The sequence below is a fragment of the Mesorhizobium sp. M8A.F.Ca.ET.207.01.1.1 genome (genome assembly GCF_004794715.1).
GTDB lineage: Bacteria > Pseudomonadota > Alphaproteobacteria > Rhizobiales > Rhizobiaceae > Mesorhizobium.
In genome coordinates this window covers 625,914-652,261 of the sequence record NZ_SRUS01000004.1, presented here as the reverse complement: position 1 = coordinate 652,261, position 26,348 = coordinate 625,914, and the positions used below count along the sequence as shown (strand labels likewise).

16 protein-coding genes and 1 pseudogene are annotated in these 26,348 nt (G+C 63.7%); 4 read left to right on the top strand and 13 right to left on the bottom strand.

The window, feature by feature from the left end:
• Window positions 1-104 (top strand): annotated as a pseudogene (locus EN850_RS37845) (IS110 family transposase); the annotation flags it as partial.
• An 84-nt stretch (window positions 105-188) separates the two neighbouring features.
• Here the strand turns inward: EN850_RS37845 and preA are convergent.
• From preA to EN850_RS15505, 4 genes are all read right to left on the bottom strand, one after another.
• Window positions 189-1,502, bottom strand: coding sequence for an NAD-dependent dihydropyrimidine dehydrogenase subunit PreA (gene preA, locus EN850_RS15520; RefSeq protein ID WP_135866302.1), 1,314 nt, complete (start codon window positions 1,500-1,502; stop codon window positions 189-191).
• A 14-nt stretch (window positions 1,503-1,516) separates the two neighbouring features.
• Complete coding sequence (locus EN850_RS15515) at window positions 1,517-2,359, bottom strand: methyltransferase domain-containing protein (protein WP_136091689.1); 843 nt, start codon at window positions 2,357-2,359, stop codon at window positions 1,517-1,519.
• Between the two features lie 5 nt (window positions 2,360-2,364).
• The gene (locus EN850_RS15510; RefSeq protein WP_135928311.1) at window positions 2,365-3,720 is read right to left on the bottom strand and encodes an NAD(P)-dependent oxidoreductase; all 1,356 of its coding nucleotides are present in this window, start codon (window positions 3,718-3,720) and stop codon (window positions 2,365-2,367) included.
• Window positions 3,721-3,836: 116 nt separating this feature from the next.
• Window positions 3,837-4,568, bottom strand: coding sequence for a gamma-glutamylcyclotransferase (locus tag EN850_RS15505; RefSeq protein ID WP_136091688.1), 732 nt, complete (start codon window positions 4,566-4,568; stop codon window positions 3,837-3,839).
• 177 nt (window positions 4,569-4,745) lie between these two features.
• Here EN850_RS15505 and EN850_RS15500 point away from each other — a divergent pair, with 177 nt between their 5' ends.
• Complete coding sequence (locus EN850_RS15500; protein WP_136091687.1) at window positions 4,746-5,522, top strand: VOC family protein; 777 nt, start codon at window positions 4,746-4,748, stop codon at window positions 5,520-5,522.
• A gap of 42 nt (window positions 5,523-5,564) precedes the next feature.
• Here EN850_RS15500 and EN850_RS15495 read toward each other — a convergent pair whose 3' ends face one another.
• Window positions 5,565-6,053, bottom strand: coding sequence for a hypothetical protein (locus EN850_RS15495; protein WP_135931886.1), 489 nt, complete (start codon window positions 6,051-6,053; stop codon window positions 5,565-5,567).
• Between the two features lie 200 nt (window positions 6,054-6,253).
• Between EN850_RS15495 and EN850_RS15490 the strand changes: the two genes are divergently transcribed.
• Entirely contained in the window at window positions 6,254-6,649 is a 396-nt protein-coding gene (locus EN850_RS15490) for a DoxX family protein (protein WP_136091686.1), read from the top strand.
• Window positions 6,650-6,671: 22 nt separating this feature from the next.
• Here the strand turns inward: EN850_RS15490 and EN850_RS15485 are convergent, their stop codons facing one another.
• Both EN850_RS15485 and EN850_RS15480 read right to left on the bottom strand, forming a co-directional pair.
• Complete coding sequence (locus EN850_RS15485; protein ID WP_136091685.1) at window positions 6,672-9,113, bottom strand: FAD-dependent oxidoreductase; 2,442 nt, start codon at window positions 9,111-9,113, stop codon at window positions 6,672-6,674.
• Between the two features lie 69 nt (window positions 9,114-9,182).
• Window positions 9,183-10,721, bottom strand: coding sequence for a trimethylamine methyltransferase family protein (locus EN850_RS15480; protein ID WP_127277959.1), 1,539 nt, complete (start codon window positions 10,719-10,721; stop codon window positions 9,183-9,185).
• A gap of 216 nt (window positions 10,722-10,937) precedes the next feature.
• Between EN850_RS15480 and EN850_RS15475 the strand changes: the two genes are divergently transcribed.
• Window positions 10,938-11,528, top strand: coding sequence for a transglycosylase SLT domain-containing protein (locus tag EN850_RS15475; RefSeq protein WP_127277960.1), 591 nt, complete (start codon window positions 10,938-10,940; stop codon window positions 11,526-11,528).
• Window positions 11,529-11,541: 13 nt separating this feature from the next.
• Here the strand turns inward: EN850_RS15475 and EN850_RS15470 are convergent, their stop codons facing one another.
• The 6 genes from EN850_RS15470 to EN850_RS15445 form a co-directional block, all read right to left on the bottom strand.
• A complete protein-coding gene (locus EN850_RS15470) occupies window positions 11,542-13,872 on the bottom strand; it encodes an ABC transporter ATP-binding protein (RefSeq protein ID WP_136091684.1) in 2,331 nt (776 codons plus the stop codon).
• Window positions 13,873-13,920: 48 nt separating this feature from the next.
• Window positions 13,921-15,078, bottom strand: a complete 1,158-nt coding sequence (locus EN850_RS15465) for an ABC transporter permease (RefSeq protein ID WP_127277962.1) — start codon at window positions 15,076-15,078, stop codon at window positions 13,921-13,923.
• An 11-nt stretch (window positions 15,079-15,089) separates the two neighbouring features.
• Entirely contained in the window at window positions 15,090-16,124 is a 1,035-nt protein-coding gene (locus tag EN850_RS15460) for an ABC transporter permease (RefSeq protein ID WP_127277963.1), read from the bottom strand.
• Between the two features lie 217 nt (window positions 16,125-16,341).
• Window positions 16,342-17,994 carry an ABC transporter substrate-binding protein gene (locus tag EN850_RS15455; protein WP_127277964.1) on the bottom strand — a complete coding sequence of 551 codons (1,653 nt, stop codon included), beginning with the start codon at window positions 17,992-17,994 and terminating at the stop codon, window positions 16,342-16,344.
• Window positions 17,995-18,246: 252 nt separating this feature from the next.
• Window positions 18,247-24,303: a translocation/assembly module TamB domain-containing protein gene (locus tag EN850_RS15450; protein ID WP_136091683.1), complete on the bottom strand. Its 6,057-nt coding sequence runs from the start codon at window positions 24,301-24,303 to the stop codon at window positions 18,247-18,249.
• A gap of 2 nt (window positions 24,304-24,305) precedes the next feature.
• Window positions 24,306-26,234, bottom strand: a complete 1,929-nt coding sequence (locus tag EN850_RS15445) for an autotransporter assembly complex family protein (RefSeq protein ID WP_136091682.1) — start codon at window positions 26,232-26,234, stop codon at window positions 24,306-24,308.
• Window positions 26,235-26,348: the final 114 nt, after the last annotated feature.

The window sequence follows — 26,348 nt, the reverse complement described above, 5'->3', positions numbered from 1 at the left end:
GAAAGCCCAAAATGCTCATCCGCATCGCACTCGCCAGAAAACTTCTCGTCATCCTCAACGCAAAAGCACGCGACGCGAGAAGCGAATTCGCAAATGCAACTTGACACCCCAGATAGTCGCTCTCCCCACTTTCGTGGGGCGAGGAACCTAAGTTCTGCCAAGCAGCCCTTCTTATGCTGGAGCAAACCCTACTCCGCGGCCACCTTGGCCATCGGGTTGTTCGGATGCGTCGTCCAGTTGGCGTAGACCGGCGACACGGGCTTGCCGGTGCGTTGGTCCATCACGCCCGCTGCCAGCGGCTCCATGGTGATGCAATTGTCAACCGGGCAGACATTGACGCACAGATTGCAGCCGACGCATTCGGCCTCGATCACCTCGAAATGCCTGATTCCGTTGACGACGTTGGTGATCGCCTGGTGCGAGGTATCCTCGCAGGCGATGTGGCAGCGGCCGCATTTGATGCAGGCGTCCTGGTCGATATGCGCCTTGGCGACATAGTTGAGGTTGAGATACTGCCAGTCGGTGACATTGGGCGTGGCGCGCCCGATGACGTCGTCGAGCGAGCGATGGCCCTTATCGTCCATCCAGTTTTCGAGACCGGCGATCATCTCTTGCACGATCTTGAAGCCATAGGTCATCGCCGCCGTGCAGACCTGCACATTGCCGGCGCCAAGCGCCATGAATTCGGCGGCGTCCCGCCATGTGGTGATACCGCCGATGCCGGAGATCGGCAGGCCGCGCGTTTCGGGGTCGCGGGCGATCTCGGCCACCATGTTCATGGCGATCGGCTTCACCGCCGGGCCGCAATAGCCGCCATGCGAGCCCTTGCCGTCGATGGTCGGCATCGGCGCGAAACTGTCCAGGTCGACGCCGGTGATCGAATTGATGGTGTTGATCAGCGACACCGCGTCGGTGCCGCCGGCATGGGCAGCGCGCGCCGGCTTGCGGATGTCGGTGATGTTGGGCGTCAGCTTGGTGATGACCGGCATGCGCGTGTATTGCTTGCACCAGCGCACCACCATTTCGATATATTCCGGCACCTGGCCGACGGCCGCGCCCATGCCGCGCTCCGACATGCCGTGCGGGCAGCCGAAATTGAGCTCGATGCCATCCGCCCCCGTCTCCTCGACCAGCGGCAGGATGGCCTTCCAGCTCTCTTCCTCGCAAGGCACCATGATCGATGCGATCAGCGCGCGGTCGGGCCAGTCCATCTTGACCTGCTTCATCTCGCGCAGATTGGTCTGCAAGTCGCGGTCGGTGATCAGTTCGATGTTGTTGAGGCCGAGCAGACGCCGGTCGGCGCCCCAGATCGCGCCGTAGCGCGGGCCGTTGACGTTGACCACCGGCGGCCCCTCTTCGCCCAGCGTCTTCCAGACCACACCGCCCCAACCCGCCTTGAAGGCGCGGATGACATTGTAGGCCTTGTCGGTCGGCGGCGCCGACGCCAGCCAGAACGGGTTGGGCGATTTGATACCGACGAAATTGTTTCTGATATCAGCCATGACAGGGGTCCCTTTCAACCGAGACGAAGAAGCAGTTCGACGGGTGCGAGAATGCCGCCCTCGAGGGCGGCGATGAGGTTGGCCATCTTGGTGCGGGCGTCCTCGCCCATGACGAGGCCGAGGCCGGGCGATGGCTTCCTGCCTTCGGCTTGCGCGGCGGCCAGCCGGGCACGCATCGCGGCGAAAAACTCGACGGCGAAGGCGCCGCGCGGCCGCTCCGCGGCCACCGAGAAGCCCGCCGCCGCCGCGGCCGAGCGGTAATCGTCGGGCGTGGCGACGAAGGATATGGTCTCGTTGGATGCCCACGGAAGCGGGTAGGTCAGAGCTCCATCCTTGAGCCGCATCACGTCGTAGACGGCAAAGACGCCGCCGGGCTTCAGCACACGGGCGGCCTCGCTCATCAGCTTCGCCTTGTCGGGAAGGTTCATGCCGACATGCAGGATCATTGCCGCATCGAAGCCGGCCTTGGCGAACGGCATGTCCAGCGCGCTGCCTTGCACGAAGTGGGTCTTGCCGGCCATTCCCGTCCGCCTCGACAGGCTGGTCGCGATATCGACATAGCTTTGCGTCAGGTCGATGCCGGTGACGTCGACGCCGGCATTGTTGGCGACAAAGCGGGCCGGTCCCCCTATCCCCGATCCGATGTCCAGCAGCCTGGCTCCTGGCTTCAACCCAAGCTGGCTGATAAGGTCCCTGGTGGCGGCCACGCCGCCAATGTGGAATTCGTCGACCGCTTCGAGATCGCCGGCGCGCAAATGGGCAACATCGACGCCCGTATCGGCGAGCGCCGCAATGATCCGCTCCTCCAGGCCTGAAATCTCGTAGTGACGGGCAATGCCCGGTTCCACCGTGGCCATGATCCTTATCCCTGGGTCAGACTCCTGTGGATGCTCTCAGCCGCGTCGCGCCCTTGCGCCACGGCGGACACGGTCAGGTCGTCGCCACCGAAAATGCAGTCCCCGCCGGCCCAGACCTTGGCGAGCGACGTGCGCCCTTCACCATCGACCTTGATGCGGCCAGCTTCGAGGTCGATCGATGCCCCGCTGCCATTGAGGGCAGCCGGGACAAAACTCTGGCCGATGGCCTTGAACACCTGGTCGGCAACCAGCGTCAGCGTCTCGCCGGTGCCGGCAAGCCTGTCGCCATTGAGCGCGGTGTATTCGAGTTCAATGCCCGACACCTTACCACCTTCGGCAATCACCCGCTTCGGCTGCAGCCAATGACGGATGGTGACGCCGTTGGCGGCCGCCAGGTCCTGCTCGAATTCGGAGGCGTTCATATGCTCCTGGCCACGCCGGTAGCAGACCGTCACCTCCTCGGCGCCAAGCAGCTTCGACTGCACGGCGGCATCGATCGCCGTCATGCCGCCGCCGATGACGACGACGCGGCGGCCGACCGGCAGCCCGGAGAGGTCGCTGGCCTGGCGCAGTTCGGCAATGAACTCGACCGCGTTGGTGACGCCGGCCGCATCCTCGCCATCGGCGCGCAACGCGTTGACACCGCCCAGCCCCATGCCGAGGAACACCGCGTCGTAATTGCGGATCAGGTCGGACAGTTGATAGTCACGGCCGAGCGCCTTGCCGTTCTGGATGTCGATGCCGCCGATCGCGGTGACATAGTCGACCTCGGCCTGGGCAAAGTTGTCGACGCTCTTGTAGGCGGCGATGCCGTATTCATTGAGGCCGCCGGCCTTCGGACGCGCCTCCAGGATGGTCACGTCATGACCATGGCGGGCCAGCCGGTGCGCCGCGGCAAGGCCGGCCGGGCCGGCGCCGACCACGGCGACCGTCTTGCCCGTCGCTGTCGCGCGCGGATAAAACTGCTTGTTCTCGGCCATCGCGACATCGGTGGCGTAGCGCTGCAAACGGCCGATCTGCACCGGCTTGCCTTCCGCCACCTCGCGCACGCACACCTCCTCGCACAGCGTCTCGGTCGGGCAGACGCGGGCGCACATGCCGCCCAGGATGTTCTGGTCGAAGATGGTCTTGGCCGAACCGATCGGGTTGCCGGTCGAGATCTGGCGGATGAACAGCGGAATGTCGATCGAAGTCGGGCATGCATTCATGCACGGTGCGTCGTAGCAGAAATAACAGCGGTCGGATTCGACCAGCGCCTCGTGATGATCGAGCGGCGGATGCAGGTCGGAAAAATTGTCCGCGTATTGGTCAGCCGCAAGGCGGCCGCCGACAATACCCTCTTTGAACTGACCCTCTGGCATTTTCAGTTCCCCATGTTTTCGTTTTGGGGAAGGCTAGCACGTTTTATTTTTTTATCAATTGGTCAATTTTTGAGGCAAGTTGCTGAAAAGACTGGATAAAAACATGATAATTGCGGTCAAGTTATTGGTGGCGGTGACGCGAGGATATGGCCGCCGTCCATGCCAATGCCATGGATCGACCTGATCTCATCGGCGACCAATTTCTGCAACGTCCAGAGATTGCGGTCGCGGATGCCGAATTCCTCGAGATGGCTGACCGTGTTGTAAAGGTATTCCGCGCCTGAGCCGACATGGCCGCAGGCGCGCGCCAGCACCCGTGCCACGGCTTCCAGCGGCTGCCCGAGCGAAGTGCCTCTGCCCGTCACCCCGACCCAGAAACCCAGCGCCCGCAACGGCCCTTGCGCGGTACGCACCGGAACCCACCGGACCGAAGCGACGCTCTCATGATCGTCGATCTCGCGCCGCAATAGTCTTTCGATCTGAGCAGTCTTCTCCCCTTCCGGTAACCGATAGATCACACCATCGCATCGGCCGCCGCGTTCGAGCGCCATCATCAGTCCAGGCTGCGCGGCGCTGCCGCGCCAGCGGACCATGTCGATGCAGAAGGAGCGGTGCCAGCCATGAGCGGTGGCGCGCTGGCGTTCGACGGACTCGAAAGCCGGCTTCCAGATCAGCGAGCCATAGGCGAACACCCATAGCGGCCCCGCATCGGCTTCATTGAACAGCCGCGCCGAAAGGTCCCGAAAATCCTCGTCGCTCAGTTGCGTCCAGCTGCCGCTAGGCCCGGGATCGGCCTCCTCGCGATGGCACAGTGCAACAAGCTCAGCTGTAAGTGACATCTGCCGCATGGATCGAGCCCCCCTTTTCGAAGCCAAGCAAAGGCGAAAATCGCAAGGCACGCAAGATTGCCAGAAGGCTGCGCCTTGCCGTTCCCGATTTCTAGCCCAGATGTCGGATTTCTGTCGTCGAGATCGTCCTAGGATGGATCGAACGACGATCGGCGCACAACGGTGAGGAGACCGACCATGCCAAAATCCCCGATGCCCTTCTTCTGGTACGAACTGATGACGTCGGATCTCGACGCCGCCGAGGCTTTCTACACCGCCGTGGTCGGCTGGAGGGCCGAGCCCTTCGACAAGGCCGCAGGCATGCCGCGTTATATCGTCATGAATGTCGGCGAGCGTGGTGTCGGCGGCCTGATGACGATGCCCGAGGATGCGGCCAAGATGGGCATGCCGCCCGCATGGCTGGGCTATATCCACGCCAGGGATGTCGACGCGGCAACAGCGTCACTGGAAAAGGCGGGCGGTGCCGTTCACCGCCAGCCCGACGATATTCCAGGCGTCGGCCGCTTCGCCGTCGTCGCCGATCCGCAGGGCGCGACCTTCATGTTCCTGCAGCCGAACGGTCCGGACCAGCCCGTCGTGCCGGCCAGCACGCCTGGCCATATCGGCTGGCACGAACTCTACGCGAGCGATTGGAAGGCAGCGTTCGATTTCTATTCCGGCCAGTTCGGCTGGGCCAATGCCGGCGAATTCGACATGGGGCCGATGGGCATCTACCAGACCTTTACCGCCGGCCCTGAATCCGGTGGCGGCATCATGAACAAGCCCGACCAGATTCCGGTCCCGGTCTGGCAGTTCTATTTCAATGTCACCGGCATCGACGCGGCCGCCAAACGCGTGACCGACAATGGCGGCAAGATCCTGATGGGACCCATGGAGGTCCCCGGAGGCAGCTGGGTCGTGCAATGCCAGGATCCGCAAAGCGCGCATTTCGCTTTGATGGCGCCGGTGCGGTAAGCGTCCGCGCCACCCGCTGAAATCACGCTTGCTGGCGTCGGCTCATTCCGGCGCCAATACCGCGACCTTCAGGTCAGCCTTCTTGGCACCGCTAAACTGGACAGTGGCTGTGCCGGCGGCCAGCTTGAAGCGCACGCTCTTGCGGACACTTGGGCAAGTCTTGACGCCGCTATAGCCAGACGATTTCACGGCCTTGCCGTCCTGGATGACATCGATCCAGGCCTCGCCCGACAGGCTGATCTGGATGGCGCCGTCCGGCGGCACCGCCACGCTGGCAACGGCGCCGAACGTGCCCTCCGCAGGGGCGCGTTCGGGCGGCACCGCGAAGCCGGCCTTTTCGGCCGGCAGCAGCGCCAGGTCCGCGGCGGCCCCCACCGCCAGCGTCGCTCCGGACGGTGTCGAGGGTGCCTCTGCAAACAGCGCCTGTTCGCGCGTCACCGGCCATTTAAAAGCCTCGCAGCCCGCGTCCTCGGCCATGGCGAGGCTGGTGCCCATAAGGATTGCGAACAGGCTGATGACGACTTTTTTCATGGCAAGGGACCCACATGTCTGGAGTACTCACAATCAATACAACCATAGCGATATAATTGCAACCCTGGCGAGCACAACAGCAAAAGCCGGACCGGGGAACATTTCCAATCACCAATTGTTGATGGCAGGCCGGGGGAAGTGAATGGTCCGTTGCCCGGTGATAATCTATGGCCGGCCGGGAAGCTGAAATGGAGTTTTAGATGAAGCTTTTCGATGGCCTCTCCAAATACCAGCCGCAGGCGCTTGCCGTGCTGCGCATCATGACCGCGCTGCAGTTCATCGAGCACGGCACGCAGAAACTGTTCAATTTCCCAGCCAGCGACCACGCCGCCGCCGCATTGAGCGGACTGCCGCTAGCCGCCGGTATCCTCGAATTCGCCGGCGGCGTTCTGCTCGCCTTGGGGCTACTTACCCGCCCGGTCGCGTTCCTTCTGGCCGGCGAAATGGCGATCGCCTATTTCATGGCCCACTATCCGCGCGACTTCTTCCCCATCAACAACAGCGGCGATTCGGCGATCTCGTTCTGTTTCATCTTCCTCTATCTGGTCTTCGCCGGCGCCGGCGCCTTCGCGCTGGACAACCGCCGCAACGCCTGATCCCCAATGCGGGGGTGAGCCCTCACCCCCGCATCCGTTCGAAATTCGCATCGAACAGCGCAGCCGCCTGGATGCGCGCCGCATGGCGCTTGCCGAGTAGCTCTATCTCGAAGCCGTCGCTCTCGTCGGCGATCTCCTTCGGCACATAGCCTACGGCGACCGACTTCTTCGAATGATGGGCATAGCCGCCCGACGTCACCCAGCCGCGCACCACGCCGCCGAACCAGATCGGCTCATCGCCGATGACGTCGGCATCGTCGGCGTCGACGATGAAGGCGCGCAGCCTGAGCTTGCCGCCCTGCTTGCGCTCGGCCAGCGCCGCCGCCTTGCCGATGAAATCCGCGTCCTTGCCGTAAGCGACGAAACGGTCGAGCCCGGCCTCCAGCGGCCCGTAGATCGGCCGGTATTCGCGCCCCCATGAGCCGTAGTTCTTCTCCAGACGCAGCGCGTTGAGCGCGCGCGAGCCGAACAGGCCGATGCCGAACTCTTCTCCCGCCGCCATCAGCGCCTGATAGGCGGCGCGCTGATATTCCGGCGCCACCCAGATCTCGTAGCCGAGATCGCCGGTGTAACTGACGCGGCCGACCAGGCACGGCGCCATGCCGACATCCATCTTGGCTATGGCCATGAACGGAAACGCCGCATTCGATATGTCGGAGCGGGTGGCTTTCGCCAGCACGTCCCTCGCCCTGGGACCGGCGATCGAGAGGCCGGTGAGCTTCTGCCCCAGCGCCTCGATGTGGACGGACCCGTCATCGGGCAGATGCTGTTCGAACCAGCGCATGTGATATTGCTCGGCAATGCCGGAACCGGCCAGGAACCAGCCCGCTTCTTCCCGATCTTGGGCGCCCAGATTGGCCAGCGTGAAATCGCCGATCAGCCTGCCGTCTTCCTTCAGCATCGGCGCCAGGGTCATGCGGCCGGGCTTCGGCAGCTTGCAGGCGAGTATCCGGTCGAGCCATGCCGGGGCCCCCTCGCCGGTCACCTTGTATTTGGCGAAGCTCGATATCTCCGACAGGCCGACGCCTGAGCGCACCGCCGCCACTTCGGCGGCGACATGGGTGAAGTCGCTCGAGCGCCGCCACGAGAACTCGTCCTTGACGCCTTCCGGCGCGTACCAGAGCGGCACCTCCAGCCCATAGGCGACGCCCCACTGCGCGCCCTTGGCCGACAACAGGTCGTAGACCGGCGTCGTCTTCAGCGGCCGCCCGGCAGGCAGTTCCTCGTTGGGGAAGCGGATCGAAAAGCGCCTGGAATAGTTTTCGCGCACCTTGGCGTTGGTGTAGGCCATGGTCGCCCAGTCGCCGTAGCGGGCCACGTCCATCGCCCATATGTCGGCGCCGGGATCGCCCTCGATCATCCAGTTGGACAGCGCCAAGCCGACGCCGCCGCCCTGGCTGAAGCCGGCCATCACGCCGCAGGCGACCCAGAAGCCCGGCAGGCCGCGCACCGGCCCGACCAGCGGATTGCCGTCGGGCGCGAAGGTGAAAGGCCCGTTGATGATCTGCTTGATGCCGGTGTTCTGGAAAGCCGGGAAATGCCGGAAACCGACCTCGAGCGACGGCGCGATGCGGTCGATGTCCGGCGCCAGCAATTCATGACCGAAATTCCACGGCGTGGAAAATTCGGACCAAGGCTTGTTGGCCTTCTCGTAGGTGCCCATCAGCATGCCGCCGCGCTCCTGGCGCAGATAGAGCTCGCCGTCGAAATCGACCGCATGGATGATCTCGGTGCCGGTTTTCTCGTTCCAGGCGGCGACCTCCGGCATGTCCTCGGTGATCAGGTACATGTGCTCCATCGCCAGAACCGGCAGTTCGAGCCCGACCATGCGGCCGACCTCGCGCGCCCACAGGCCGCCGGCATTGACGACATGCTCTGCCACCACCTCGCCCTTGTTGGTAATGACGCGCCACATCCCGTCTGCACGGCGCACAATGTCTTCCACCTTGGTGAACCGTTCGATCTCGGCGCCCAGCTTCCGCGCCGCCTTGGCATAGGCGTGCGTGACGCCCGAGGGATCGAGATGGCCGTCCTCCTTGTTGCGGACGGCGCCGACGAACTGGCTGGGGTCGAGCAGCGGCATCAGTTCGGCCGCCTCTTTCGGCGAGATTTCCTCCAGCTCGATGCCGAGATAACGGCCCTTGGCGACGACCCCGCGCAGCCAGTCGAGCCGCGCTTCGGTGGCAGCCAGAAGCACACCGCCGGTCAGGTGGACGCCGGTCGCTTGCCCCGACAGTTCCTCGATCTCCTTGTAGAGGTTGATGGTGTATTTCTGCAGCTTGGCGACGTTGGGATCGCCATTGATCGTATGCATGCCGCCGGCGGCGTGCCAGGTCGAGCCGGACGTCAGCTCGTCGCGCTCCAGCAGCACGATGTCCGTCCAGCCATGACGGGCGAGATGGAACAGCACGGAACATCCGACGACGCCGCCGCCAATGACCACGACCTTTGCATGCGATTTCATGGATTTTTCTCTGATATCAATGAGTTGGATGGGTGAGATGAATCGAGACGGGAAGAGCGGACGCTGAAATCACGGCTCGCCCTGCCCGATCGCTTCCTTGCGTCTGGCCACATAGGCCTCGAGCTCTTCGCGCACGGCGATGTCCATCGCCGGCTCGACATAGTCTTCAAGCGCCTTCTTCCACAGCCGCGTCGCGCGCGCCGTCGCGTCGAGGCCGCCGGCCTCTTGCCAGGCCTCGAAATTCTGCCAGTTGGACAGCATCGGCTGGTAGAAGGCGGTCGCATAGCGCTCCAGCGTGTGCGGCTCGCCGAAGAAATGGCCGCCTGTCGGCACCGCACCCAGTGCCTCGACGGCAAGCTCGGCCTCGTCGACCACGATCGGACGCAAAAACTCCATCATGTGCTGGATCATCTCAACGTCGATGATGAATTTCTCGAACGATGCCGTCAGCCCGCCCTCCTGCCAACCGGCGGCGTGGTAGACGAGATTGCCGTGGCCGAGCACCGCGCCCCAGAGCGCCATCAGCGTCTCATAGGCGCCTTGCGCGTCGGCGGCGTTGGAAGCCGAGCCGGGCGTCGTCCGGTATGGCAGGCCGTAACGCCGCGCCAATTGCCCCGAGGCGATGTTGGCCTTCGTGTTTTCAGGCGTGCCGAAGGCCGGCGCGCCCGACTTCATGTCGACATTGGAGGTGAAGGCGCCGTACATGACGGGCGCGCCCGGACGTACCAGCTGTGTTAGTACCACGCCGAACAGCGCCTCGGCATTCTGCTGCGCCAGGGCGCCGGCCAGCGTCACCGGGCTCATCGCCCCCATCAGCGTGAACGGCGTCACCGCCACCGACTGGCCGTATTCGGCCATCGTCACCAGCCCCTCGGCCATCATCTCGTCGAAACGGCGCGGCGAGTTGACCGAGATGATGGTGGCGATACCGGGATCGTCGCGCATCTGATCCAGCGTCAGCCCGCGCGAAATCGCCATCATCTCGATGCCATCCAGCGCCCTGCCCCGGCCGATCGCCGAGACATGAAAACTCTTGTCGGTCAGCGTCAGATTGGTGAAGTAGGTGTCGAGATGGCGTGAGTTGGCCGGCAGCTCGACCGGCGCGCAGACCTGATTGCCGAGCATGTGGATACAGTTGAAATGCTGCGCCAGCCGGGTGAGATCGGCATAGTCGCGCAGGTTGCCGGCACGACGGCCGCGCTCCATGTCGTGCACGTTCGGCGGCCCGGCGACCAAGGTGAAATTAATGGTATTGCCGCCGAGGTGGATCGACTTGGCCGGATTGCGCGGTGTCAGCGTGTAAGTGGTCCGCGTCGTCTTCAGCGCCTCTTCGACCATGCCGCGATCGACGCGCACATTCGCCGTCGCATGGTCGACCGTGGCTCCGGCCTTCTCGAACAGCGACAGCGCCCTCCGGCTCATCACCTCGATGCCGAAATTCTCCAATATGTGCATCGACGCCTGATGGATCGCCTCGATCTGGTCGGACGACAACAGCGCCATCGGCGGATAGGGATTCGTCACCCGTCTGGGCGGCAGCTGCGCGATGGGCGCTGGCCCCCTGTTGCTGGTGCGCTCGGCGCCGCGCTTGCGTCTTGGTTCGGTCATGCCGGCATCAAAGCTTCGGCAGTGCGGCCGGTCTGTCAGAAATACGCCGTTTGCCGGCGTGATTTTAGCCAAGGCGGCATTTTCTCGACACCAGTTTATAAAAGGCGACCGTGTGCGTCGGAATATTGACATGATGTTTTCTCATCTGCTCGTGCCGACGAAGCGTTAACGGCCGCAGCAAGATTCCCTTTATGATTTCGGCCTATTGCTCCTCCCATGCGTAGGTCGAGTTTTAGTAAAATTGTAGCGGTTTGCGCGCTGTTGGCGCTTTCGGCTTGCGCCACCGCGCCCAGCCACATCAACAATGTCTGCGCCGTCTTCGACCAGAATGACGGCTGGTTCGACAATTGGCAGTCGGCCGCCGAGCGCTCGTCGCGGAAATACGGCGTGCCGGTGCCGGTGCTGATGGCCACCGTACGCAAGGAATCCGGCTTCAAGAGCAACGCCCGGCCGCCGCGCACCAAGCTGCTTGGCTTCATCCCCTGGAAGCACGTCTCCTCGGCTACCGGCTTCTCGCAGGCACTGGACGGAACCTGGTCGCAATATCAGCGCGAAACCGGCAACTGGGCGGCACGGCGGACGAAATTCGCCGATGCCGTCGATTTCGTCGGCTGGTATCATTCCAAGACAGCCGACAGCTATGGCGTCGCGCGCAACGACACCTACAACCTCTACCTCGCCTACTATCTCGGCTGGAGCGCCTATGGCCGCGGCAACCGTGGCGACGCCGGCGTGCAGGGTTACGCCCGGGCCACCGACAAGATGGCCCGCGACTATGACGCGCAGCTACGGCAATGCGGCTCCTGATACCTGCTTCAGGTTAGTGCCGCCGCGTCGTGTCTTTCGGCTTCGAAACACCGGTCTCCGAAACCTCGTCGCGCACTTCGTGGCGACGGGCTCGCATGCCCGCCTCGCCCTGCTCCGCGGCGTCCCCGATCTGGTCGGCTTCCGCGCTGCCCTTTTTGCCACGCGGTCGGTTGGGCGCTGTCCCCGCCAAGCCCGGTCCGGTGCCGTGCGCATCGTCCGGCACGCCCTCATGCGCGGCATGTTCCTTGTCGAACTTGATGACCGGCTCCATGGTCTTGAGCACGTCGTCGGAAAGCCAGCACAGGCTCATATGGCCGTCGCCGAGATTCTTCACCGGCGGCACCTTGGTTTCGCAGAGATTGTCGGGCACCAGCTTCTTGTAGCCGCAGCGGGTCTGGAACGGACAGCCGGTGGGCGGGTTCATCGCCGAGGGGATGTCGCCTTCCAGCACGATGTGCTTCTTCACCACGCTGGTGTCGGCAATCGGGATCGCCGACAGCAGCGCCTCGGTATAGGGATGATAGGGCGGCGCGAAGATCTGGTCTGTCGTGCCCTGCTCGACGATATAGCCGAGATACATCACGACGACGCGGTCGGCGATGTAGCGCACGACGGACAGATCGTGGCTGATGAACAGCATCGTCGTCTTGTTCTTGCGCTGGATGTCCATCAGCAATTCGGTCACCGCCGCCTGCACCGAAACGTCGAGGGCCGAAACCGGCTCGTCGGCCACGACAACCTTGGCGTCGCCGGCAAAGGCGCGCGCCACGCCGATGCGCTGCTTCTGGCCGCCGGAAAGCTGGCGCGGCTTGCGGGTCTCGAAGGCGCGCGGCAACTTCACCAGGTCGAGCAGCTCCAGCATGCGCTTGCGCCGGTCGGCGACCGTCTTTCCGACATTGAATTTTTCCAGCGTGCGGATGATCTGCGACCCGACCGAATGGCTGGGGTTGAGCGTATCGAACGGATTCTGGAACACCATCTGGATCGACGACACGGTGTCGACGCTGCGGCTCTCGATGCCGGTCGACTGGATTTGCTTGTTGCCCAGCGTCACGGTGCCGGCACTTGCCGTCTCAAGTCCGAGCAGCACCTTGGCCAGCGTCGATTTTCCGCAGCCGGATTCGCCGACGATGGCGACCGTCTCGGATTCGCGCGCCATGAACGATATCGTCTCGTTGGCCTTGACGACGCGGCCCTCGCTCGAGCCGAACACCTCGCTGCCGCCGACCTTGTAGTATTTCCTGAGATCCTCGATCTTGAGCACCGGCGCGCCGGGCACGACCTTTTCGTTGACCTTCTTGGCGCCGGGCGGCAGCGCTTCCCAGTCGATCTCGTTGAAGCGTACGCAGCGCGAGAAATGGCCCTCGTGTCCGGCTACTTCGACCATCGGGATTTCGGCGGCGTTGCAGACGCCCTCGACGAAATGGTGACAGCGCGGACCGAAATTGCAGCCCTTCGGCCGCTCGTGCGGCAGTGGCAATTGGCCGGGGATCGAGATCAGCGGCCGCGAGTTCTTGTCGGCCCCCGGCAGCGGGATCGAACGGAACAGCCCTTGCGTATAGGGATGGCGCATCCGGTCGAACACGTCCTTGATCTTCCCGGTCTCGACCGCCTCGCCCGAATACATCACCGTGATGCGGTCGCAGGTTTCCAGGATGAGGCCGAGATTGTGCGACACGAAGATCATCGAGGTGCCAAACTTCTCGCCCAGACCCTTGACCAGATCGACAATGCCCGCTTCAACCGTCACGTCGAGCGCCGTCGTCGGCTCGTCGAGCAGAAGCAGCGCCGGCTTCGACAGCAGCGCCATCGCAATGACGATGCGCTGCTGCTGGCCGCCGGAGAGCTGGTGCGGATAGGAGCGCATCATGCGCTCGGGATCGGGCAGCTTGACCGCGCGCACCATTTCGAGGGAGCGTTTGTAGGCCTCTTCCTTCGACACCTTGTCGTGGATCAGCGGCACTTCCATCAACTGCTGGCCGACCTTCATCGCCGGATTGAGGCTGGCCATCGGCTCCTGGTAGATCATGGCGATCTTGTTGCCGCGGATGGCGCGCAGCTCCTCGTCGGAGAGCTCGCCCATGTCCTTGCCCTGGAACTTGATCCTGCCGCCGACGATCTTCCCGATGTTGGACAGGTCGCGCATGATGCCGAGCGACACGGTCGACTTGCCGCAGCCGGATTCACCGACGATGCCCATCGCCTCGCCGGGCATGACCGTGCAGGAAAAATCCATCACCGCCGGTATCTCGCCCTTGCGGGTGAAGAAGGAGATCGACAGGTTCTCGATCTCGATGATCGGCCCATTGGTCGGCTTGGCGGGATTTCGAACTGCCTCGTTCATGGGTCGCTCCAATCCAAATTGTACCAGACGCGGGTCAAGGCCCGTCAATCAGTCTTTCATCGATTGTTCGCGCAGCGAATCGGCCAACAGGTTGAGCCCCAGCACGAACGACATCAGCGCGATTGTCGGCGGCAGCGCCGGATGGATGAAAGAGCGCAGCAATCGGCTGGCGTCCTTGATCGCGGTGCCCCAGTCCGGGCTCTCGGGCGCAAGGCCGAGGCCGAAATAGCCCAGCGTGCCGAGCAGGATGGTGGTGTAGCCGATGCGCAGGCAGGCATCGACGATCAGCGGGCCGCGTGCATTGGGCAGGATCTCCCACAGCATGATGTACCAGGGGGATTCACCGCGCGTTTGCGCCGCGGCCACATAGTCGCGCGTCTTGATATCCATCACCAGGCCGCGCACGATGCGGAACACGCCCGGGCTGGAGGCAAACACCACCGCCACGAAGATGTTGAGCTGGTTGGGATCGATGTGGACGATGTGCAGCGGGTCCTTGTCGAACACGAGGCCAAGATAGATCCAGCCGCCGACGATGAGGGTGATGCCGAGCAGGATGTACAGCCGGTCCGGCCGGTTCTTGTAGCGTGTCCAGAACAACACGCTGAAGAAGATGATCGGAAACAGGAAGAATACGCCGGCCATGGCATAGGGGATCGGCGTGTCCATGATGCCCGGCGTCACCAGCAGGTAGAACAGCAGGATCACCGGGAAGGCCAGCACGAGGTTGGCCAGGAACGACAATACCGTGTCGATCTTGCCGCCGTAATAGCCGGCAGGCAGGCCAAGCGTGATACCGACCATCAGCGCGAAGCCGGTCGCCGCCGGCGCAATGATCAGCACGATCTGGCTGCCATAGACCATACGCGAAAACACGTCGCGTGCCAGCTTGTCGCCGCCGAAGAGATAGACAAGCCCCGATTGCGGTTCGATGGCGCCGGGCAGCGTGTCCTTCATGATCGGGATCTGGCCAAGCGGATCGAAGGGCGAGATGGTCGAGGCGAAGATCGCCGTGAACAGCCAGAACAGGCAGATGCCGACGCCGACGATGCCGACGCCGCTGTCGAACAGCTGGCCGTAGAGCGCCAGCTTCTTCCTGTAGAGGAAGCTCGCTCCCATGACGATGAAAAGCGCGACCCAGACCGGCCAGAAGCGCCACAGCACTTCGAGGATGATGGTGGAGGCGCCGATATATTGAGCTTGCATGCGCCTTCTCCCTACTGAACCCGGATGCGCGGATTGAGGAATGCGTAGCCGACGTCGGAAATGAGCTGCGTGATCAAGACGATGAACACCGAGACCAGCGAACAGCCCAGCAGAAGATCGATGTCGTTGTTGCCGGCGGCCTCGACCAGCGTATAGCCGAAGCCCTGGTAGCGGAACATCACCTCGACGATGACGACGCCGGTGAGCAGCCAGGGAAATTGCAGCATGATGACGGTGAATGGTGCGATCAGCGCGTTGCGCAGCGCATGTTTCACCACCACGCCGCCGAAGGAAATACCCTTCAACCGGGCGGTGCGGATATATTGCTGCGTCATCACCTCGACCATTGAGGCACGAGTCATGCGGGCGATGTAGCCGATGCCGTAGATCGCCAGCGTCATCACCGGCAGGGTGAAATTGTAGAAGGTGATGCCCTGGCTGGCCGACGCGGCCGAGCCGTTCAACCAGCCGAGCCATGAGGCGAAGATGACGGTGAAGATGACCCCCGACACATATTCCGGCGTCGCCGTCGAGGCGATCGAGGCCACCGAAAGCACGCGGTCGGTTCGCGACCCCTCGCGCATGCCGGCCAGGATGCCGATCAAGAGCGATACCGGCACCATCACCGCCAACACACAGAACATCAGGATCCCGGTCGCGCCAAGTGCCGGGAACAGCTTGGAGGCGACGGTCGTCTTGAACTTGGTCGAGCAACCGAAATCCCCTTCGAGGACGCCGGAGAAAGTTGGTACGGCCGGATCGTTGCAGAAAGTGAAACGCTGCGTCGGCTTGCCGGTCGCCGGGTCGGTCACCGGCTGCTTGGGCAGCAGGCCCAGCCACTGTCCGTAGCGGACGAAGAAATTCTGCCGGTAGCCATGGTTGATCAGCCAGTCCTCCAGCTGTTCGGCCGAAGTGTGCATTTCCGTCTGGCTGATGGCCAGCTTCTTCAGATTGGGTTCGAGGTTGATCAGGAAGAAGACGATCATCGTCAGGCACAGCATCGTCAATGCCATGGTGCCGAGACGCCTGAGAACGAAAGAAAGCATGGCGGCCCCCTGCCGATGGGGTTGGGTTTTGAGCCGGCTTCAAAGCCTCGCCTGCCGTCACCGGCGGACTGGCCGTCAAACAGGCCCTCGAATGCGATCAACCCTGTTTTTATTGCATGGCCTTCCCGGGTGAGTCCGTATTTTTTGCGGACGAACCTGCAATGGCGACGCAGAGAGGGAGGGAAAGAGGCAATGCCCCTTTCCCCGGCCCGATCGATCAGGCCTGATCGAGCCAGACCTTGCCGTAGTCGCGCTCGAAGGTCGGATGCATCTTGTAGTTTTGCACCGCCTTGACCGAGTGGCTGTAGAGCTTGCGCCAGTAGGGCTGGATGATGATGCCGGAAGCCTGCAGGATCTCCTCGATGTCCTTCATCATTTCCTTGCGCTTGGCAGCGTCGGCAACGGCGAGTGCCGCATTGAGCTTGGCATCCCAGTCGGGGTTCGACCAGCCAGCCTCGTTCCAGGCCTCGCCGGTGCGATAGGCGATGGCCAGAACCTGGACGCCGAGCGGACGCATGTTCCAGTTGGTCATTGACAGCGGATACTTCGTCCAGTCGTTCCAGAACGTCGAGCCCGGCAGCACCGTGCGCTTCACCTTGATCCCGGCCTCCCGCAGCTGGGCGGCGATCGCATCGCCGGTGTTCTTGTGCCAGTCTTCGTCGACGGTGATCAGCTCGTGTTCGAAGTCGGCTTGGCCGGCTTCCGCCATCAGCGCCTTCGCCTTGGCCGGATCACGGGCAACCTTAGGCAGTTCGTAATATTCCGGATGGATCGAGCAGACATGGTGGTTTTCGGCGACCGAGCCGGCATTGCCATAGCCGAGCTGCAGGACGACATTGTTGTCGACCGCGAGCTGCAACGCATTGCGCACCTTCTGGTCGCCATAGGGCTTGTTGTTGACGTTGGTGCGGCAGACGATGGTCGAAGCCGTGACGATCTCCGACTTGACCAGGTCCATCTTGTCGAGGATCGACACATAGTCGGCCGACGTTTCGAAATTGGTGTGCACTTCTCCAGCCTCGAAAGCGCTGACCATGGCTGCCGGATCGGTGCCGTAGTCGATAAATTCGATGCCGTCGAGGAACACTTCGCCGTCCCACCACTTGTTGTCTTCGCGGCGCTTGTAGACGACTTTCTGGCCGACGTCGTAGGAGACGAGCTCAAATGGACCGGTGCCGATCGGGCAGTTCTTGAAGTCGCCGCCCTTCTCGTCGAAAGTCTTGTGGACGATCAGGCCGGGATAGTCGCACATGTTGGGGATGAGCGCGATGTCAGGCTTGCCGAGCTTGAGCACGACCGTGTGGTCGTCCGGCATGGTCACGGCGCTTTCGTCGAGCTTGTCATCCTTGACCAGCGAGCCGAGACGGCCGGGCATCGAATTGCCTTCGGCCTTCTTGTCGGCCCAGCGCTTCAGGTTGAAGACGACGTCAGAGGCTGTGAAGGGGTCGCCGTTGGACCAGGTCACACCCTTGCGCACATGCAGCGTATACTGGGTGGCGTCGTCGTTGACGTCCCAGCTTTCCAGCAGATAAGGGCGGAACGTATATTCGCTCGTATACTTGACCAGCGGCTCGAGCGCCTGGCGCTCGGCATTGGCAATTTCCGACCAGTCGGCCTTGCGAGGATCCTTGGGATCCTTGATCCACTGCGCGACCTTCAGCGTGCCGCCTTTCTTGCCTTTTACCTCTTCTGCCCTTGCCGGCGTCGGATCGGCGAGACCGAGAAGGCCATAAGCCATCGCCGTCGAGGCGCCGAAGACACTTGCCATGGCCAGGAATTCGCGGCGATCAACCTTACCTGCCTTGGCTTCTTCGGCCATGGCCAGGATATGATCCGGAACGCTGTCGCCGTTGCTCTTATAAATTGTCATGACTAACTCCCATTGTTGGCTTTCCGCCGATTAACATTCCGCATCCGGGCCATGATGTCAAAGACGGCATGGATTGGGAACATGTGAGCGAATGTGCAACTTTGAACGGGGGGCAGTTCGCGTGATAGCGACAGTCTTGGCGCAAAATTGCTAGTGCGCCCAGATTTCGCCAAAATCTCTTCGGGCGATTAAATTGAGACATTTGCACCGGTTACGACAGCGCCAGTCCAGGCCAAGGCAGGGGCCAGGCCGTCAATATTCCTTCTCGTAGAAGATGCCGCCCTTGGCTTCGCCGGCGTCCGTCGCCTCGCCGCGCAATTTGACGCCGCGCCCGACATTGAGGTCGATGGTCGCCTTGCCGGAACCTGGCTTGTCGCCCTTCTGGATGGTCACATAGGTGCGGTCGTTGAGATATTTGCCGGCCGAGACCGCCGTGCCGCCCTTGTCGTCGGTGGTGACATCGAGATCGTCGACGCCGATGGCGCTGCGCAGATTCTCCAGCAGCGACGTCGAGCCGCCGACCCCGGCCAGTTGCCCGGCCGCTTCTGCCAGCTGCGCGATCTGCAACGGCGAGAGGTTCGACATCGACCGCCCGAAGATCAGTTGCGCCAGCACTTCATCCTCCGGCAGCGCCGGCACCGAACTGAAGGTGAATTTCGGATTTGTCGCCTCGCCTGACACCACGATGGTGACGGTCGCGCCGGTCGTGGTCGTCGTCGCCGTCAGATTGAGGTAAGGCACCAGCGAGCCGGAGAACCCGACCGTGCCTTCGGTGAAGGTCAGCCGCTTGCCAAGGATCGACAGCCGGCCGCGCTGCAAGGTGAAGGTGCCGACGGCTTGCGGCGACGAGGCCGGGCCGGTCAGCCTGAGCGAGCCGCCGAGTTCGGCGTCGACACCCCTGCCCTGGATGAAGATCTGGTTCGGCGCATTGACCGTGACGTCGAGCGCAAGGCCGCTGCCGCCGCTCTTGCCGCTGGTCGTCGCCGGGCGCAGCGCCTTGTCCTGTGCCTTGACCGGACCCGGCGCATTCTTGTGCTTGACGTCAAGCGCCGAGAGCGAGCCCGGCAATTTGTCCGGAACCGTGATGACGGTCTTGGCCAGGTTGACGGTGCCGGCAATCGCCGGCGCCGAAGTCAGCGGCCCTTTGATCGTCAGGTCGCCGCCAAGGTTGGCGGTCACCACGCGTCCATCCGTGTAGCGGCCATCGGTGAGCTTGATCGACAGGTCGGCTGGGAAGCCTTGCGCCGGATTGATGCCGACAGTACCGCTGGCCGACAGGCTGCCGCGCGTCGACAGGGTTCCGGTCAACCGATTGATCCTGGCGACGCCGTTGCCTATCGAGACATCGGCCGCGATATCGTTGACTGCAAGGCCCGAGCGTGCGTCGACCAGCCGCGCGCCGGAGGTTTTGACGCTGCCGCCGATCACCGGAGATGTCGCTGGACCGCGCACCTGGACATTCACGTTGGCGTTGCCGGTCAGCGACAAGCCCTGCGCGGCAAGTTTCTCACTGAGAAGGCCGAACGGCACGGCGCCATTGAAGTCGAGCACCAGCGCCGGAGTGCCCACCGTCGTCACCGTGCCGCCGCCCTTGAGGCCAAGCCCGGCGCCGTCGCTGACATTGGCGTCGAAGGTCAGCTTGTTGCCGGCAAAGGTACCCGACGAGGCAACACTCACCGCACCGACGCCGGCGCTACGGGTCTGCGACGTCTGCACCCCGGCCGCGTCGATGTTGAAGGCAATGGCGGGGCTCGCCGGTGCGCCCGTCACCTTTACCGTGCCGGAGATGGAACCCGCTGCATCGAGCCCGGGTGAGAAACTGTTGGCGAGCGACATCGGCACGCGCGCCAGCACTGCATTGATGTCGAGCGCCTGCCCGACCTTGCCGGTTACCGTCGCGGTGCCGCCGCCAAGATTGAGCACCAGCCTGTCCAGCGTCGTCGTGCCATTGGCGATGCTGACGGTCGAGGCCTGGGCGATGGCTGCCTTGATGCCCTGGACGGTCGCCTGCCCTGACGCAAGCTCGATGGTGGTGGTGCCACCGGCTACCTTCACGCGTCCGGCTGCCCTGGCTGGAATGCCCTTCACCGTGGCGCCGCCGGAGAAGCCGGTCCAGTCGCCGTCGCGTTTCAAATCGACATCGATGCCGCGGATCACGGTGCCGCCGGATGTGACGGTATCGGCGCGGATCTTGCCCGAGATGACCGGAGCCGCGAGATAGTTGGCGATCAGCGCATCTATGGAAACGGCCTTCGCCTGGAGGTCGCCGCGCGTGATCGAGGCGGAAGCCGCCTTGATGGCGACCTGGGGTGCCGCCCCGGTCTTCGAGAAGGCGATCGTGCCGCGCACGTCGCCTTCCGCCTTTTCCAGCGCCAGCGCGGCGAGCGGCCCGATGTCGGGCAGGTCGAGCGAGATGGTGCCTTCGGGCACGAACTTGTCGTCCAGTGCCAGATCGCCTGAAATCCTGTTCTTGCCCAGCGACAGGAGCAGGCCATTGATGGCGCTCTTGCCGTTCGCCGTTGCCAGCACGGCGCTCCCCTGCAGCGCCTGGCCGGCGACATTGCCGGTAAGCTGGACATTGGCCGCCGGATTGGCGGCGTCCGCCTTGCCGGTGGCGGTGAGCTTCAATCCGGTTATCTCGCGAGATGCAACCGAGAGCTTGTCGCTGTTGATGGTAAGCGACAGGTCGGGCGCCATGGCCGGCCCTTGCGCGCTCAGCGCGAAAGCGATGGCGCCCGTGGCATCCTTCGACAATCGCGAGATGTCACTCAGCGCACCCCTGATGTCGGCGGTCACCTTGTTGTCGGCAAGGCTTGCCTGCCCATCGGCGCTCAGCGGGCCCGAAGTGAGCTTCAATCCACCTATGTTGAGATTGCCGCTGGGCTCGCGCTTCAGCGTGGCGCTTATCTGGGCGCGGTCGCCAAGCAAGCCGCGTGCCGCCGCCGGCAAGGCCGACGATGGCGCATCCGCCTTCAGGTTGAGGTCGATGGCACCGTCACGCAGCGATACCTGGCCGGCGACCTGGCTGCTGAGCGCATCGCTTTTCAGCGTGCCGCTGTCGATGGCGACGGCGTCGGCGCTCAGCCGGGCGTTGAGCGCGGCCGTGACCTTGCCCGCGATGAGCGGCGCGATCGTTGGATTGTCGAGCCCAACCTTGTCCACCGACACCGTTCCGGAAACCGGCCCGGCGCGATTCCTGAGATCGAACGCATCCGAGTGCAGAGTGAGCGTAAGTCCGTCAACCTTCGCCGGGCTGGTGACGATCGAGGGCAGGATCGCGGAAAGGTCCAGCCGGGCATGCGTGCTTTCGCCCCCAATTTTGGCCGACACTGACCGGACCTCGATCTTGACCGGGCTCTCGGTGCTTCCAACCGTCAGCGGCAGGCTGGGGCCGGACGAGGTCAGATCGATCGCGAAATCGCTGGCCCCGTTCGGGTTGATGGTTCCGGCGGCCTGGCCGGAGACCTTGTCGCCGGAGAGGGTAGCATGGTCGAGGACGACGCCACCGGCAATCGTGTAGCTGCCGGCCGCATCGACGGCGAGTGGTCCGAGCCCTGCCTCTCGGGTCTGACTGGTCTCGGCGCCGGCCAGCTTCGCGTTGAACCGGATGTCGGGAGCGGCCGGCGCTCCGCTCACTTCAGCGATACCGTCAAGCGTGCCCGCGGCATCCAGGCCAGGCGAAAACGCATTGGCAAGGGCGGCAGGCAAAGCGGAGACCTGCGCCGCGAGATCGAGCGTCTCGCCGGCGCTGCCCGACAACGCCACCCGGCCGCCGCCAACATCGAGCGCCACCTTGTCGATGTTGGCCGTGCCGTTGGCGATGGTCAGAGCCGACGGTTCGGCAATCGCCGCCTTGATGCCGCGAACGGTGGCTTCGCCTGAGGCAATCTCGACGCTGGTGGTGCCCTCGGCGATCTTCACCCGGCCGGCAGCGGTCGCCGGAATGCCCGCGATCGTGGCGCCGCCAGTGAAATTGGTCCAGTCGCCGTCGCGCTTGAGGTCGACTCCGATACCGCCGATTTCGGTGCTTCCCGAAGTGACCGCATCAGCCTTGATGGTGCCCGACATCGCCGGCGCCTTGAGATAATTGGCGATCAGCGCATTGATGGCGATCGCCTTGGCAGTCACCTCGCCACGCGCGACCGATGTGCTCTTGGCATCTATGGCAATGGAGGGTGCGTCGCCGTCCTTGGCAAAGAGGATGGTGCCGTTGATGTCGCCGGTCACCGCCTGGCCGGCGAGCGCGGCCAACTGGTCGATTGCCGGTGCGGCGAGCGTCAGCGTGCCCAGGGGCATGAACTTGTCGTCGAGCGCCAGGTCGCCCGAGACCTTGTTGTCGCCCAGCGAGACCAGGAAGCCGTTGATCGAACGCTTGCCCTCGCTGGTCACCAGGGCCGCCTTGATGTCGAGCGGCTGGCCGTTGACGGCGCCGGTCAGCGAGACGTTGGCGGAAGGGTTCGTTATGTCGGCCTTGCCGCTCGCGGTCAGCTTGATGGCCTTCACCGTGCGGCCCGAAGCGGTCAGGCTGTCGCTGTCGGCGCTAACGGTGAAATCCGGAGCGGTGATCGCGCCGGTTGCCGACAACGCGAAATCGACCCCGCCGGCAACCGGCACACCGACCGTCGGCGACAACACCGAAACGTCGCCCAATTTGCCCTTGATGTCGGCCTGGATGTCCGTGCCTTGCATGCTGGCCGTACCGCTGGCGCTGAGCGATCCGGAAGTGAGTTCGATCGAGTTCGCAGCGAAAGATCCCTGCGGATCGCGCGATGCAGCGGCCGAGAATTTCACCCGCCCGCCGAGCACCGAGGCGATCTGCTGCGGGAACGCGGTCGCCACCGCATCGGCATTCATTTTGAGCTGCATCGACATGTCGGCCAGCGCCACCGTCGCCGTCAGCGACGCATTGAGCGCATCGGAGCGCAGCGTACCCTGATCGATGGCAATAATGGCGTCCTTGCTGATTGAGCCGGCCAGATCGACGTCGACCTTGCCGGTGATCAGCGGCGCCAGTGTCGCGACGTCGGTTTTCAGGCCGCCCGCCTCCAGCTTAACGGCAACCGGGCCGGCGCGATTCTGGATATCGAAACCATCGGAATGGATTTGCGCCGCCAGATCATCCAGCCGCGTGCCGCCGACGACGATCGAAACGAACGAGGCGCCGATGTCGACGATCGGCGCCTTGCCGTCGCCGAAGGCGCGTGCGGTGGCGTTCTTGATCGCGAGCGTGATCGGCTGCGCCTTGCTGCCGACGCTGATCACCACGGGCGGGCCCTTGGCGGCGAGTTCGACCGAGAGATCGCTGGCACCGGCAGGATCGGCAATGCCGGCGGCGGTGCCGTGTACCGCATCGCTCTCGATGCTGGCCCGGTCGATGCTGATGCCGCCCGCCGATGTGGCGGTGCCCGCGACATCGAAGCTGGTCTTGCCGGCAAACAGCGGCTTCAGGTTTTCCGGCAGGAAGCGCGCAAAATCGCCGTCGCCCTTGGCCTCGACATGATTGCCCTTGTCGGTGAGCTGGTGGCGGCCGGTAAGTTGGGTGACGATCCGATGGTCGACGAGGAAGGTGCCGACACCGCTCCAGTTGGCACGCGGTCCGCTGCCCGAAACGACGATGTCGACCGGCGGCGCATCCGGCAGCTTGAGCAGGTTGGCAATGATGCCGCCGGCCGGCTCCGACGCCTTGAGGTCGAGGTCCAGCTTGTTGTCGGCGGGTGCGAAATGGATCTTGGCATCGACATTGCCTTGCTTGCCGTCGTGACGGGTGACGTTGAGCACCGTCTGGACCGCCAGTGGCGCGGCATCGGCCTTGAGCATTCCCTTGGCTGCGAGCTCGGCGATACCGCTGCCGGCCAGTTGCTCGCCGAGCGCGATTTCCGGCAGGTCGATCTGCTTGATGTCGATGGAGACAGGCAGCGTCGTCGTGCCGCCCTGCGCCGGCGGCTGCGAACCGGCCACCGGCAGGCGCGCCAGTTCGATGCGCCCGGCGGCGATCCGGTCGGCGCTGAAGCTTTTCGACAGCAGCGCCGTCGGCGACCAGTCGACGGCCACCTTGCGCGCCACCAGCCAGGCGCCCTCGCGATCCTCAAGCACGACATGGTCGACGCTGAGATTACCCGACCAGATGCCGTCGATGCCGCTGACGGTGACCTTGCGATCGTCGCTCGAGGCGAGCCGCGAGATGATGCCGGCGAGATTGTCGCGCCCACGCTCGTTCTTGGTCAGCACGACGAGCGCGCCGATCGCGCCCGCGACCATGATCAGCAGCGTGTAGAGGACAATGCGAAGGATGCGCCAGACCGTTTTCATCGTCAGAAGGCCTGGCCAATGCCGGCATAGATGCCGAAATGCGGGTCGCCGGGATCACGGTTGAGCGGCACGGCCGCGTCGATGCGCAACGGCCCGAACGGCGTGACATAGCGCAGGCCGACACCGGCGCCGACCTTGACGTCGGAGAAGTTGGGAACCGACTTCGTCGATACCGTGCCGGCATCGACGAAGGGCACGATCCCGATCGTGTCGGTGACGGCGATGCGCGTCTCCACCGAGGTCTCGAAGAAGGACAGGCCGCCGATCGGCTGGCCGGTGAAATCCTTGGGGCCGATGCCCTGATAGGCATAGCCGCGCACCGAGCCGCCGCCGCCCGAATAGAAGCGCCGGTCGGCCGGGACGTTCTGCAGCCCGGTACCGACGATCGAGCCGATGGCGACACGCTCAGCCAGCACGAATTTCGACGCGGTATCCAGCGACTGATAGGCCGATCCCTCGCCCTTCAGCTTGAGGAAGGCCGCACCACTCAGTATGTCGTAACTCGGCTCGGCATAGGCGAGCACCCTGAAGCCCCTGGTCGGGTTCAACCTGCTGTCCCTGTTGTCATAGACATATTGCAGCGGAATGCTGGCGATCAGGTAGGTGTGCTTGCCGAAGGCGTCATGGATGCGCGAATAATCGAGCGCTACCTCGGCCGACACGGTCTGCTTCTTGTCGAGTTCGTAGGACAGGCCGGTGCTGCCCTTGACCGAGAAATGGTCGTACGCATCCGGATGCTCGAGCACGGTCTTGACGCTGGCGAAGAACTTCGACGCCGGTCCGATCACGCCGGGTTTCTCGAACATGATGCCGGCATTGTAGTTCAGTTCGGACAGATTGTTGCTGCCGATGCCGCTGATGGCGCCGTCGATGCGCAGCTTTTCCGCGCGGCCAAACAGGTTGCGGTGCCCCCAGTAGCCCTCGAGGCCAAGCCCCTCGGTGTTCGAGAAGGTGCCGCCAAGGCCGAAAAAGCGCGGCTTGCGCTCGCTGACCTGGACGCCGATCGGAATGTTGCCGTCGGCGTCGAGCTTGTCGGCTTCCTTGAACGTCACGCTGTTGAAGACCTCGAGCGCCAGCAGCCTGTCGCGCGCGTCGCTGATCTCCTGTGGTGAGTATTGCCTGCCGCGCTTCAGCCCGGTCATGTATTCGGTGAAGTCCCTGTCGACCTTCTCGGTGCCTTCCACGGTGGTCGCGCCATAGCCGGCGACCGGCCCGGCTGCGACCGTCAGCGTCACATCGAGCGTCGATGTGGCATGGTCGGCGACGATATGCCGGTCGGTCACCTTGGCCAGCGGCCTGCCCTGCTCCTTCAGCGTCCGCACGATCAGCGCCTCGGCCTTGAGCACCGCGCCCGATCCGGCGTCGCCGCCGGATATCAGCCCATAATCGGCGCTCATCAGCCCCGCCGCGTCGCCCTCCAGCCGGATGTCGCCAAGGGTGAATTTGGGGCCTGTGGCGATATTGATCGCCACAGGGATAGGCTGCGGCCCCTTGAACTCGGCGTCCGGAGGCAGTTCGTCGAGCGGCTTGCCGTCGATGGTGATGGTGACGACGCCTTCATAGCGGGCATCGGCATAAAGTGCGGCGACCAGCTGTTCGCGGTCGCCGCGCGCCTTGGCCATCAGCCCGAGCGAACCCGAAACGGGCCGGTCCTCGTCGCCTTTCAGCGCCGAGGCGTTTTCGAGCTTCTTGACGAGGTCCTTGTCGGCGTCGGGCGCGGAGACAGTCACCGCGTAGCGCAGCGGATCGACAATGTCCGCGTCCTCGTCGCTGGACGATCCCCACAGCTTGATGCCGAAAAGCTCGAACGCGGCCACGGATCTTGATTCGGCGATCAGCGCGGTCCCGCACATCATGGCCAAAAGCAGGGCGCGCGGAAGCACGCGCCCTGGCGCGGTCCCTCCTGACATCTGCTCTTCATGCGCCGGCATTAAGACAACCTAGGTTACAAAACTAAAATTGGAATGAAGTTCTGAAGCGCTCGTAAAGGGGCCACAATCCAATTGTCTGAAATAGGGTGGGCTTGGAATTCACACCTTCTGCGT